Consider the following 12,449-nt stretch of genomic DNA (forward strand, 5'->3'; position numbering starts at 1 on the left):
TGTCTTCCTAAGACCGCTTGGCCTCCGACTTCGCCTGCTCCGGCGCTCCGGCCGCCCCGGGCGCTTCCGCACCACCCCGTGCCGCGCCGCCCCCGCCGCCGCCCGGCAGCGACTCCGCCGGGGCGCTGTGGTGCAGCACCGTCACCGGGTGGAACCCCGGCAGCCGCAGCCCCGGCAGCAGCCCCGCCGCCGCCCGCGCACCCGTGGCCACCAGCACCGACCGGCAGCGCAGCACCCCGTGGCCCTCGGTCCGCACCGCGGTCGTCGACACCGACACCGCCCGCACCCCCGTCCGCACCGTCCCGTGCGGCAGCCCCGCCGCCAGCCGCCGCGGCACCGTCGCCGCCCCGCCCGCCGGCAGGCACAGCCGCCCGCGTGCGAACGACCGCAGCGCCAGGTCGGCGGAGCGGCTCGACGTGGTCAGCGCCGGGTCGTTGAGCAGGGCCACCAGCAGCGGCCGCAGGGAGCCCGCCGCTATCCGCGGCGGCAGTCCCCGCACGGCCAGGGCGTCCGCGGCCCGGCGTTCGGGCCGGGCCAGCAGCCGCGCGGTGGGCACGGCGGCCAGCCGGGCCAGCGCCGCGGAGAGCCAGGCCTGGTCGATGAAACCGCCCCGGGGCGCACGCGCGGCGCTGGCGAAGGCGCTCGCCGTAGTGAACGCGCCCCCCGTGCCCCTCGATCCGCCGATACGCTGCCGCCGCCCGCCCGCGCAGACGACCACGTCACCGCCGAGCGGGCACAGCGGCAGCCCCGCGAGCCCCGGTATCCGACGCAGCTCCGGGTACGAGGTGTTGAGCAGCTGCAGCGAGCGGTCCAGCCGGAAACCGTCCACGTGGTCGGTGGCCATCCGCCCGCCGACCTGCTCGTCCGCTTCCAGCACGGTCACGTCGAGACCCGCTCCGACCAGGTGGTGGGCCGCGGAGAGACCGGCGAGCCCGGCGCCTACGACGACGACGTCTACGGGGTCCGTGCTTCCTGCGGCTTGGGGCACGGGTGCCTCCCGGGGTTGTGCGTCCGCGACCGAGCGCTCTCGGACGCCTCTGGACGCCTGTTTGATGCCCAGCTGGGCATGGCCGTATCCGCGTACCGGCGTGGACGCGTGCCGATGACGATAGGTCGGATGGTGGCGCCGGCCAGGTGCGCACCACAAGGGCACGGACGCACACCCGGCGCGCCCCCCGCGCCACCGGCCCCCCGCGCCGCCCCCTCCGCAGCCGGCCGGCCGGGGCCCGCTACCCCCGCAGCGCCGCCCGCAGCGCGTCCTCGATGCCCGGGAACGCGAACGTGAACCCCGAGTCGAGCAGCTTCCGCGGCACCACCCGCTGGCTGCCGAGCACGTCCTCCGCGAACCCGCCCAGCGCCAGCCGCAGCGCCGCCGCCGGCACCGGGAACGGCGTCGGCCGCCGCAGCACCCGCCCCATCGCCGCCGTCACCTCGCGGTTGGTCACCGGCTCCGGGCCGGTGAGGTTGACCGGCCCGGAGAGCGACTCGGTGTCGATGATGTGGCGCAGCGCGGCGACGTGGTCGTGCAGGGAGATGAAGCTCCAGTACTGCCGGCCGTTGCCGAGCCGGCCGCCCAGCCCGGCCCGGAAGATCGGGAACAGCCGCCCCCACGCCCCGCCCTTGCGGGCCACCACCAGGCCGGTGCGCGCGTAGGCGGTGCGGATCCCCGACTCCGCCGCCGGGCCGGCCGCGGCCTCCCACTCCTGGCACAGGTCGGCGAGGAACCCCCGGCCCGGCGGGGCGGTTTCGTCGACGCGGCGGTCGCCGGTGTCGCCGTAGTAGCCGACGGCGCTGCCGCAGACGAGGACGGACGGCGGCCGGTCGAGCGAGGCGACGGCGTCGGCGACGGCCGCGGTGCCCAGCACCCGGCTGTCGCGCAGGACCCGCTTGTAGCTCTCCGTCCAGCGCCGGTCGGCGATGCCGGCCCCGGCGAGGTGCACGACGGCGTCGCAGCCGGTGAGCCGGGCGGCGTCGACGTACGCCCGATCCGGGTCCCACGACACCTCGTCCGGGGCGCTCGCCTCCCGCCGTACCAGCCGCAGGACGTCGTGCCGGTCGGCCCGCAGCGAGCGGACGAGGGCGGAGCCGATGAGTCCGGAGGTGCCGGAGACCGCGATACGCATGAGCCCATCCTGCCCTCATGTGCCGCACCGGGGCAGCCCGTGCCACAGTGAGTCGATGACCCACGTGCACCCCGCCGGGGCGGCCGGCGGCGGCGAGCTGCGCATACGCCCCGCGAGAGCCGCCGACGGCGATCTCCTCCGCGCACTCGACGTCGCCACCTGGTCGCACCTGCACGCCGTGACGGAGCCGCCCAGCCCCGGCGCCCCGTTCTTCGACGACCGGCACCGCACCGACGACTACCTCGTCGCCGAGCTGCCCGCCGCCGCCCCCGCCGCCAGCCCCGGGGACGCGGCCCGCGTCGTCGGCTACGTCTGCGTCGTACCCCCGACCGCGCTGCCGGTCAACGCGCACGTCCGCCAGATCCAGGGCCTCGTCGTCGCCCCCGACGTCCGCGGCGCCGGCGTCGCGCGGGCGCTGCTGCGCGCGGCGGCGGAGCACGCCCGCGCGGCCGGCGCGCGGCGGCTGACGCTGCGGGTGCTGGGCCACAACGCGCCGGCGCGGCGGCTGTACGAGTCGGAGGGGTTCGCGGTGGAGGGGGTGCTGCCGGAGGAGTTCCTGCTGGACGGCGCGTACGTGGACGACGTGCTGATGGGCCGCACGCTGCTCTGAGGCACCCCGTTCCGGCGCACGCCGCTCCGACGCACGCGCCCCGGCCCCGGTCCCGTCCCCGTTCCCGTCTCCTCAGTCCTCCCGGTACAGCGCCCACAGCTTCGGGAACCGCCGCGCCAGCACCCGCTCGTCCTCGAAGTCGATCGCCTCCCCCACCGGTTCCGCCGGCCCCTCTGGCAGCCCCAGCTCCGGCAGCTTCAGCCCTGTCAGCCGCTCGTACGCCTCGTCCGCCGCGAAGGCCAGGTCGTCCGCCTCCCCGTCCGTCTCCTCGTCGAAGTCGGCCAGCAGCTCGGCGAGGTCGTCCGGCTCGTGCAGGGCGCCCTCGAAGACCGTCCGGCCCTGCCCGACGAGCCAGCTGCGGAAGGAGTCGAAGGCGTCGTCGCTGGCCCCGTCCAGCAGCACCCACGCGGCGCCCCACAGGTCCATGCGGTACGCCCGGTCCATCCGCGACTCGAAGTGGCAGGCGAAGTCCGTCACGGCGTCCGGGTCCAGCTCGGTCAGCCGGTCCACGAGCAGGTCGGCCTGCTCCGCGGGGTCGCCCTCGGCGGCCTCGCGGGTGCTGTCGATCAGCTCCCAGAACTCCGACTCCTCCATCACGGGTCCAGCATCTGCCTTCCGCCGCGCGCACGCACGCGGAGCGGCGGGATCGGCACCTGCCGGAACCCTTTCGCAACCTGCCGGGAAACCTGACAGAAGGTGTCCGGTTTCGGTGCCACGGTGTGCGCATGAGCGAAGAGCAGAGCCAGGACATGCAGCACACGCAGCACACGCAGGACACGGCCGTGCCGGGCGCCGGGCAGCGGCCGCTGCGCGGGAGGGTTGCGCTGGTCGCCGGCGCCACGCGGGGCGCGGGCCGGGCGATCGCGGTGCAGCTGGGCGTCCTCGGCGCCACCGTGTACGCCACGGGCCGAACGACCCGGGAGCGCGTCAGCGAGGTCGGCCGCACGACCGAGACCATCGAGGAGACGGGGGAACTGGTCACCGCGGCCGGCGGCGAGGGCGTCGCGGTCCCCGTCGACCACCTCGAAGTCGACCGGGTACGGGACCTGGTCGCCCGTATCGAGCGCGACCACGGCCGGCTCGACGTGCTGGTGAACGACGTCTGGGGCGGGGAGCACCTCATCGAGTTCGACGGGAAGATGTGGGAGCTCGACCTCGACCGCGGCATGCGCATGCTGGAACTCGGCGTGCAGACCCACATCATCACCAGCCACTGCGCGCTGCCGCTGCTGCTGCGCACCGGCGGCGGCCTGCTGATCGAGGTCACCGACGGCACGGCCGAGGCCAACAGGGCGTACCGCGAGTCGTTCTTCTACGACCTGACCAAGAACGCCCCGATCCGGATGGCGTTCAACCTCAGCCACGAGCTGAAGGACGCCGGCGCCACCGCGCTCTCCCTCACCCCGGGCTTCCTGCGCTCCGAGCAGATGCTCGACCACTTCGGGGTGACCGAGGAGAACTGGCGCGACGCGGTCGCCAAGGAGAAGCACTTCGCGCTCTCCGAGTCGCCCGTCCTCGTCGGCCGCGCGGTGGCGGCGCTGGCGGCGGATCCGGACAAGGCGCGGTGGAACGGGGCGTCGCTGTACAGCGGGCAGGTCGCGAAGGAGTACGGGTTCACGGACGCCGACGGCACGGTGCCGGACAGCTGGCCGTACTTCGCGCGCGTCATGGCCGGCGAGGACCCCGGTGACCCGGAGAGCTACCGGCTCCGCCCGTAGGGCTCCGGCCCGTACAGCTCGGCGCTGCGGGCCGCCGCCGCCGCGAACCGCGCGCGCAGCTCCGGCGGCTGCAGCACCTCCGCGTCGGGCCCGAGGGCGAGCAGCTGGGTGTACGCGACGTCCTGCGACTCCACCCGCAGCCGGACGGCCGTCCAGCCCCGGTCGTCCGGCTCCCCGGCGCCGGCGACCGCGTCCTCGGCGGCGGCCCGGTCCGTGACGAACGGGAGCCGCCGCAGGCCGTCGGGGGAGAGCCGCACGGTCACCTCGTCGTGCAGGATGGAGCGCGCGAAGGCCGCCGCCCGCTCCGCCCAGAAGCCCGGCAGGTCGAAGTCCTCGTCCCGCTCGAAGCCCCCCGCGTCGCCGCTCCCGGCGCCCCCGCCGCCCGCGGCCTCCCCGCCGTCCGCACCGACCCCGTACGCCCCGAGCTGCTCGGCGCGCTCGAAGCGCTCCACCCGGTAGACCCGGAACGCCCCCTCCGCCCCCGCACCGCCGCCGGAACCGCCGCCCGGCACCCGCGCCACCAGGTACCAGACCCCCGCCTTCAGCACCAGCCCGTACGGCTCCAGCTCCCGCTCCACCGCCGCCGCGTCCGGCCGCCTCCGGTACGTCACCGCCAGCCGCCGGTCCGCCCACACCGCCTCCGCCACCGCCGGCAGCAGCTCCGGCGCGTCCGGCTCCCGCCACCACCCCGGCGCGTCCAGGTGGAACCGCTGCGCCACGCTGTCCGACGCGCCGCGCAGCTCCGGCAGCAGCGCCGCCGACACCTTCAGCCGCGCCGCGGACGCCGCGTCCGCCAGCCCCATGTCCCGCAGCGCGCCCGGCACCCCGGAGAGGAACAGCGCCTCCGCCTCGGTCCGCCCCAGCCCGGTCAGCCGGGTGCGGTAGCCGCCGACGAGCCGGTAGCCGCCGGCCCGCCCGCGGGCGGCGTAGACCGGAACCCCGGCCTCCGTCAGCGCCTGCACGTCGCGCGCGACGGTCCGTTCGGAGACCTCCAGCCGCTCCGCCAGTTCGGCGGCGGTCATGGCGGCACGTGACTGGAGAAGCAGGACCAGGTGAATGAGACGGGCGGCGCGCATGCCCGCCATCCTGCATCGCCGCTGATAGCGTCTGTTGGTCCTGCACCAAGAACAAGAGAGTTTTGTATGTCGAACCAGCCTCGGGAGCGTTGGGGCACAAGGGCGGGCTTCCTGCTCGCCGCGATCGGGTCGGCGGTCGGACTCGGCAACATCTGGCGTTTCCCCTACATCGCGTACGACAACGGCGGCGGCGCCTTCCTCGTGCCGTATCTGCTCGCCCTGCTGACGGCCGGGCTGCCGCTGCTGATCATGGAATACGTCGTCGGCCGCCGCTACCGGTCCTCCCCGCCGGGGGCCTACCGGCAGCTGTCCCGCCCCGCCGAGGTGATCGGCTGGTGGCAGGTGGCGATCTGCTTCGTCATCGCCGCCTACTACGCCGTCATCCTGGCCTGGGCCGTGCGCTACGTCGGCTTCTCCGTCAACGAGTCGTGGGGCGACGACCCCAACGCCTTCTTCGCCGGGGACTTCCTCAAGGCCGGCGAGCCGGGCACCTTCTCGAAGTTCGTGCCCGGCGTGATGTGGCCGCTGCTCGGCGTGTGGCTGGTCACCCTCGTCATCCTCTGGTTCGGCGTGCGCCGCGGCATCGAGTGGGCCAACCGGGTCTTCATCCCGACGCTGCTGGTCTTCTTCGGCATCCTCGTCGTCCGCGCGATCACGCTGGACGGGGCCAGCGAGGGCCTGAACGCGCTGTTCAAGCCGGACTGGGACGCGCTCACCGAGGGCAGCGTGTGGGTCGCCGCCTACGGGCAGATCTTCTTCTCGCTGTCCATCGGCTTCGGCATCATGATCACGTACGCCTCGTACCTGGGCCGCAAGTCGGATCTGACCGGCTCGGCGCTCGTCGCCGGCTTCGCCAACAGCTCGTTCGAGATCCTCGCGGGCATCGGGGTGTTCTCCGTGCTCGGCTTCATGGCCGCGGAGCAGGGCATCGGCGTCAACGACCTGGCGACCTCCGGGGTCGGGCTGGCGTTCGTGGCGTTCCCGCAGATCATCTCCAGCATGCCGGGCGGCGCCTTCTTCGGCGTGATGTTCTTCCTGTCGCTGGTGATCGCCGGCCTCACCTCGCTGGTGAGCATCGTCCAGGTGCAGGTCGCGGCGGTCGAGGACCGCACGGGCCTGTCCCGCAAGGCGGCCGTCCTGAGCGTCGGCGTCGTGCTGACCGCGGTCTCCACGCTGGCGTTCTCCACCGACGGCGGGCTGACGCTGCTCGACGCCTCCGACCACTTCATCAACCAGTACGGCATCGCGCTGGCCGCCCTGGTGTCCGTCGTCGTGGTGGCCTGGGCGCTGCGCCGGCTGCCGCTGCTGCAGCGGGACGCGAACGCGACCTCCGCGGTGCGGCTGGGCCGCTGGTGGCTGTTCTTCCTGGGCGTCGTCACGCCGCTGGTGCTGGGCTGGATGATGGTCGACAGCCTGCGCACGGAGTTCGACGAGAACTACGAGGGCTATCCCACCTCGTTCCTCGGCTGGGCCGGCTGGGGCGTCGCCGGCGGCGTCCTGGTCGTCGCCGTGCTGCTCTCGCTCATCCCCTGGCGCCGCCACGGCGACATCGGCGGCCCGGCGGCGGACGCCGGGCCCGTGGACGACCCCCAGCCCAAGGAAGGGAGCCGCTGATGTCGGCGAGCGCCATCGTCATGCTGATCGTCGCGATCGTGATCGTGTGGGGCGGCCTCATCGCGGCGCTGCTCAAGCTGCGCACCTACCCCGACGAACGGGACTGAGCCGCCCCGGCGGCCCCACGGGTCCGGTCCGCGCGCCGCGCGGGCCGGACCCGTGGTCTTTCGCGGGCCGGCGGCACCGGGCCCGTCGGGCCGGTCCGTGAGGCCGGTCCGTCAGGCCGGTCCGTACGTCGCCGCCGCCTCCGCGACCGTCTCCTTCTTCACCTCGCCGCGCCGCGCCAGCCGGTCCAGCACCGCCACCGCGATCGACTCCGCGTCGACCCCGAAGTGCCGGCGGGCCGCCTCGCGGGTGTCCGAGAGGCCGAAGCCGTCCGTGCCCAGCGACGTGTACTCCTGCGGGACCCACTGCGCGATCTGGTCGGGCACCTGCCGCATCCAGTCGCTGACGGCGAGAACCGGGCCCGGTGCGCCTTCCAGAGCACGGGTGACGTAGGGGACCCGGTCCTCGCCCCGAAGCTGCGCCGCGTCACAGGACAGGGCGTCGCGGCGCAGCTCGCTCCAGGAGGTGGCGGACCAGACGTCGGCCGCGACACCCCAGTCCTCGGCGAGCAGCTGCTGGGCGGCGAGCGCCCAGTGGATGGCGGTGCCGGAGGCGAGCAGCTGGGCGCGCGGGGCGCCGTCCGCGGCTGCCCCGGCGGGGAGGTCAGGGCCGGGGAGCGCGGCGGTCCGGTAGCGGTAGAGGCCGCGGACGATGCCCTCCTCGACGCCCTCGCCCGCGGGCATGGGCGGCTGCACCTTCGGCTCGTTGTAGACGGTGAGGTAGTAGAAGACGTCCGCGTCCTCGTCGGGGGCGGCGTGCCCGTACATGCGGCGCAGCCCGTCCCTGACGATGACCGCCACCTCGTACGCGAACGCCGGGTCGTAGATCAGCGCCGCGGGGTTGGTGGCGGCCAGCAGCGGGGAGTGGCCGTCGGCGTGCTGCAGGCCCTCGCCGGTCATGGTGGTGCGGCCGGCGGTGGCGCCGATGACGAAGCCCCGGCCCAACTGGTCGGCGAGCGCCCAGAACTGGTCGCCGGTGCGCTGGAAGCCGAACATCGAGTAGAAGATGTAGAACGGGATCATCGGCTCGCCGTGCGTCGCGTACGACGTGGCCGCGGCGGTGAAGTCCGCGAGCGAACCCGCCTCGGTGATGCCCTCGTTGAGGATCTGCCCGTCCGCCGCCTCCTTGTAGTAGAGGAGCTGGTCGCGGTCGACCGGATCGTAGTTCTGGCCGAGCGGGGAGTAGATGCCGGCGCTCGGGAAGAGCGACTCCATGCCGAAGGTCCGCGCCTCGTCCGGCACCACCGGCACCCAGCGGCGGCCGGTCTCCTTCTCCCGCATGAGGTCCTTGACCAGGCGCACCAGGGCCATGGTCGTCGCGATCTCCTGGCTGCCCGAGCCCTTCTTCAGCGCGTCGAACGGCTTCGCCGACGGCTCCGGCAGCGCCACCGGGTGCACCCGGCGCGCCGGCGCCGGGCCGCCGAGGGCGGCGCGGCGCTCCTGGAGGTAGCGCACCTCGGGGGAGTCGGGGCCCGGGTGGGCGTACGGCACGAGGTCGCCGGCCAGCGCGCTGTCCGGGACGGGCAGCTCCAGCAGGTCCCGCATGTCGCGGAACTCCGCCATCGTGAGCTTCTTCATCTGGTGGTTCGCGTTGCGCGACTCGAAGCCCTTGCCGAGGCTGTAGCCCTTGACGGTCTGCGCCAGGATCACCGTCGGCGCGCCCTCGTGCGCGACGGCGGCCCGGTACGCGGCGTAGACCTTGCGCGGCTCGTGGCCGCCGCGGGAGACGTGGAAGCAGTCGAGGATCTTGTCGTCGGTCAGCAGCTTCGCCAGCTCGGCCAGCGCCGGTTCGGCGCCGAAGAAGTGCTCGCGGATGTACGCGGCGTCGCGCGTGGCGTACGTCTGGAACTGCGCGTCCGGCACGGCCCGGAGCCGGCGGACGAGCGCGCCGGTGGTGTCGAGCGCCAGCAGCTCGTCCCAGGCGGAGCCCCACAGCGACTTGACGACGTTCCAGCCGGCGCCGCGGAACTGCGCCTCCAGCTCCTGCACGACCTTGAAGTTGGCGCGTACGGGGCCGTCGAGGCGCTGCAGGTTGCAGTTGATGACGAAGGTGAGGTTGTCCAGCCGTTCGCGGGCGGCGAGGGCGAGCGCGGCGGTCGACTCCGGCTCGTCCATCTCGCCGTCGCCGAGGAAGGCCCACACCCGGCTGGCGGAGGCGTCCTTGATGCCGCGGTGGGTCAGGTAGCGGTTGAAGCGGGCCTGGTAGACCGCGGATATCGGGCCGAGGCCCATGGAGACGGTGGGGAACTCCCACAGCCACGGCAGCCGCCGCGGGTGCGGGTAGGAGGGCAGGCCCTCGGCGGCGCCGGGGGCGCCCGGGGCGGCCTCCTGGCGGAAGCGGTCGAGGTGCGCCTCGGAGAGCCGGCCGTCGAGGAAGGCGCGGGCGTAGACGCCGGGAGAGGCGTGGCCCTGGACGTAGAGCTGGTCGCCGGAGCCGGGGGCGCGGGGGTCGTCCTTGCCGCGGAAGAAGTGGTTGAACCCGGTCTCGTACAGCCAGGCCGCGGAGGCGAAGGTGGCGATGTGCCCGCCCAGCCCGTACCGCGACCCGCGGGTGACCATGGCGGCGGCGTTCCACCGGTTCCACGCGGCGATCCGCCGCTCCAGCTCCGGATCGCCGGGCGGCTCGGGCTCCGCGGCCGTGGGGATGGTGTTGACGTACGGCGTCTCCAGCAGCGCGGGGACGTCCACACCGGTGTCACCGGCGTGCGCGACGGTGCTGCGGAGCAGCTGCGCGGCCCGGTCGGGCCCGGCGTGCTGCGCCACGGCGTCCAGGGACTCGCGCCACTCGGCGGTCTCTTGCGGGTCGCGGTCCGGGAGCTGGTCGAGCTGACTCTGCATGGCACTACCTCCTCGACCGAACTGTAAGTCTGCGATCGATGATCGATCAAAGGTTGGAAGGCAAAATAACCTGCGAATCCGAAAGTCGGCATGCCGTGCCAGCCCCCTCGGCACGCAGTGCCTGCGGCAGGCGCGGCGGGGTACGGCAGCGGCCCGGGGCCGGGGGTGAGTCCCGGCGTCGGGGCAGCCGGGACCCGGGCGAAGCCGCGCGGACCGGCTACGGAACCGGAGGGACAGGCGGCGTCGTCGGGGCCGGGCCGCAGCCCCGGGGATGCGGGGCGCAGCCCCGGACGGGGACCGGGGCGGAACCCCGGTGGGGGGCCGGGGGCGGGGGCCCCGGTCAGGTGGGTGCGCAGCCCAGGACGTGGTCCTTGACCAGTTCCGCGATCGCCGGGTCGCGGCGCCGGAACGCCTCGACGATGTCCGCGTGCTCCTCCGCGTAGCTCTGCTGCCTCGTGCCCAGCCAGCGGATCGCCAGCGACGTGTAGATCTCGATCCCCAGCGACTCCCACGTGTGCAGCAGCACGCTGTTGCCCGCCGCCCGCACCAGCTCCCTGTGGAACGCCACCGTGTGCCTGACCTGCGCCCCGCCGTCGCCCTTCGCGTCCGCCTCCAGCAGCGCCGCCACGTGCGGCTCCAGCGCCGAGACGTCGTCCGCCAGCCGCGGCGCCGCCAGCTCCGCCGCGATCTGCTCCAGCCCGGCCCGTACCGGGTAGATCTCCTCCAGGTCCGCCGCCGTCAGGTCGCGGACCCGTACGCCCTTGTTCGGCGCCGACTCGATCAGCCGCAGGCTCTCCAGCTCGCGCAGCGCCTCCCGCACCGGCGTCTGGCTGACCTCCAGCTCGACCGCGATACGCCGCTCCACGATCCGCTCGCCCGGCTTCCACCGGCCGCTGACGACGCCTTCCACGATGTGCTCGCGGATCTGCTCGCGCAGCGACGGGTGGACGACGGATGGGGGCATCGGCATCTCCTCGGTTCACGCACAGACAGAGCACGGGGGGTGGAGACGACAATACGGCGCCCCCGCCCGGACCGGAGCCGGACGGGGGCGCGGCGCGGGGCGCGTCCGCGCGTCAGTGCGCGTGCGCCGCCTGCTCGTCGAAGGGATCGCCGTTGTACCGCGGCTTGCGCAGCCGCTCGGGTGTGAGCGGGCTCATGTTCGTCACGTCGCGCGGCGAGATCTGGAAGCCCTGCCAGTGCACCGGCATCGGCGTCTGGTCCTCGTCGCGGGCGATGTGGTGGAAACCGACGTTGACCCAGACGATCGGGTGCTTCAGTCGCTCGCCGTCGGTCGCGGCCACGATGTTCTTCGCGCAGTTCTCGTTGAAGCTCCGGTTGTGGTTCGGGTACTTCTCGCACTTCTTGTACTGCGTGAACCACACGTCCTTGCCGGTGAACTTGCGCCCCTTGTAGCGCGCGTTGTTGCTGTGCACCAGCTCCCAGGAGCGGATGTGCCCGTCGCCGTTCCTGCCCGCGGTGCCGCTCACGCGCCACCAGCGGTGCTGGCCGGAGTTGCCCGCGGTCTCCCTGGTGACGTTCGTGCGGGTCGTCTCCTGCGCGGGGTAGCCGCCGTCGCCGGTGCCGGTGCGCTTCGTGTCGTACCGCTGGATCTTCGCCGGGCGCGAGCGGTCGGTCTGGAAGTCCAGCCGCCAGAAGATGTTGTGCTGGTGGCTGGTCGCGCGGTCGCGCGAGCCCTTGCCGATCGGCCAGCCCTGCTTGTCGGAGGCGTCGAAGTCACCGGGGGAGAGGTTGCCGGTGGCGCCCTCCTTGGCGGTGATGGTGCCGTCGTCGGAGAAGTTCCACTGGGTGATGTAGTAGTAGTAACCCGCCGAGTGGATCGCGTAGACGACGAGGTCGTCGCCCTGGGCGCTGTCGTTGCGGCCGTTCTCCTCGCCGACGTCCCAGCTGTTGCCGAAGTGCGCGAAGCCGCGCGGCTGCTGGGTGACGCAGACCGCGTCGTACGTTTCGCCGCCCGTCCTGACCGGGCGGCGGGTGCCGCCGGGGCAGTCCTTGGCCTTCAGCGACACCGGGGCGGAGCCGAGCGCGATCTCGGTGACGTCGTAGTACTCGATGTTCCCGTCGTCGTACGGCACGTGTATCTGGCCGAGCCGGGCGCTGTTGAGCACGGGAACGGCGTTGCGGGCGCCCTTGGGCCGGTACGAGACGTCCTCCAGGACGAGGCCCGCGTAGTCGTTGTTGCGGTAGCACATCTGCCACTCGGTGCCGCCGGGCAGCTTGTGCGTGATCCGGTACTCCTCGGCGCAGTCCGGCGCCGCCGCCCGGGGCGCGTGGGGCGCCGTGGCCGCGGCGCTGGGCAGCGCGGCGGGGGCGGCGGCGGGCAGGAGCAGCACCAGGGCGGCGAC

10 protein-coding genes are annotated in these 12,449 nt (G+C 73.9%); 4 read left to right on the forward strand and 6 right to left on the reverse strand.

Translation table 11 applies throughout. The features are described 5' to 3' along the window. Window positions 1–1,229: 1,229 nt before the first annotated feature. Window positions 1,230–2,123, reverse strand: a complete 894-nt coding sequence (locus ABD317_RS25825; RefSeq protein WP_344292458.1) for a TIGR01777 family oxidoreductase — start codon at window positions 2,121–2,123, stop codon at window positions 1,230–1,232. A gap of 55 nt (window positions 2,124–2,178) precedes the next feature. Between ABD317_RS25825 and ABD317_RS25830 the strand changes: the two genes are divergently transcribed. Then, entirely contained in the window at window positions 2,179–2,733 is a 555-nt protein-coding gene (locus tag ABD317_RS25830) for a GNAT family N-acetyltransferase (RefSeq protein WP_344292460.1), read from the forward strand. A gap of 72 nt (window positions 2,734–2,805) precedes the next feature. Here ABD317_RS25830 and ABD317_RS25835 read toward each other — a convergent pair whose 3' ends face one another. Beyond that, window positions 2,806–3,327, reverse strand: a complete 522-nt coding sequence (locus ABD317_RS25835; protein ID WP_344292470.1) for a DUF4240 domain-containing protein — start codon at window positions 3,325–3,327, stop codon at window positions 2,806–2,808. A gap of 131 nt (window positions 3,328–3,458) precedes the next feature. Between ABD317_RS25835 and ABD317_RS25840 the strand changes: the two genes are divergently transcribed. Further along, window positions 3,459–4,451 carry an SDR family oxidoreductase gene (locus tag ABD317_RS25840; protein WP_425582437.1) on the forward strand — a complete coding sequence of 331 codons (993 nt, stop codon included), beginning with the start codon at window positions 3,459–3,461 and terminating at the stop codon, window positions 4,449–4,451. Here the strand turns inward: ABD317_RS25840 and ABD317_RS25845 are convergent. Further along, window positions 4,433–5,527 carry a helix-turn-helix transcriptional regulator gene (locus ABD317_RS25845; RefSeq protein ID WP_344292462.1) on the reverse strand — a complete coding sequence of 365 codons (1,095 nt, stop codon included), beginning with the start codon at window positions 5,525–5,527 and terminating at the stop codon, window positions 4,433–4,435. The genes ABD317_RS25840 and ABD317_RS25845 overlap by 19 nt on opposite strands. Window positions 5,528–5,593: 66 nt before the next feature. On the opposite strand from ABD317_RS25845, the gene ABD317_RS25850 reads away from it, so the two are divergent. Together ABD317_RS25850 and ABD317_RS25855 are read left to right on the forward strand one after the other, a co-directional pair. Further along, window positions 5,594–7,141, forward strand: coding sequence for a sodium-dependent transporter (locus tag ABD317_RS25850; protein WP_027753783.1), 1,548 nt, complete (start codon window positions 5,594–5,596; stop codon window positions 7,139–7,141). Beyond that, window positions 7,141–7,248 (forward strand): methionine/alanine import family NSS transporter small subunit, encoded by a 108-nt coding sequence (locus ABD317_RS25855; RefSeq protein WP_344292464.1) that lies wholly within the window; start codon window positions 7,141–7,143, stop codon window positions 7,246–7,248. The genes ABD317_RS25850 and ABD317_RS25855 overlap by 1 nt, the downstream gene beginning before the upstream one ends. Window positions 7,249–7,359: 111 nt before the next feature. Here ABD317_RS25855 and aceE read toward each other — a convergent pair whose 3' ends face one another. From aceE to ABD317_RS25870, 3 genes are all read right to left on the reverse strand, one after another. Further along, a complete protein-coding gene (gene aceE, locus ABD317_RS25860) occupies window positions 7,360–10,083 on the reverse strand; it encodes a pyruvate dehydrogenase (acetyl-transferring), homodimeric type (RefSeq protein ID WP_344292466.1) in 2,724 nt (907 codons plus the stop codon). A gap of 340 nt (window positions 10,084–10,423) precedes the next feature. Beyond that, window positions 10,424–11,047, reverse strand: coding sequence for an FCD domain-containing protein (locus tag ABD317_RS25865; RefSeq protein ID WP_027753781.1), 624 nt, complete (start codon window positions 11,045–11,047; stop codon window positions 10,424–10,426). A 112-nt stretch (window positions 11,048–11,159) separates the two neighbouring features. After that, window positions 11,160–12,449: copper amine oxidase (locus ABD317_RS25870; RefSeq protein WP_344292468.1), on the reverse strand; the 1,290-nt coding region annotated here is incomplete at its 5' end.

The organism is Streptomyces synnematoformans (assembly GCF_039531005.1).
Lineage (GTDB): Bacteria > Actinomycetota > Actinomycetes > Streptomycetales > Streptomycetaceae > Streptomyces > Streptomyces synnematoformans.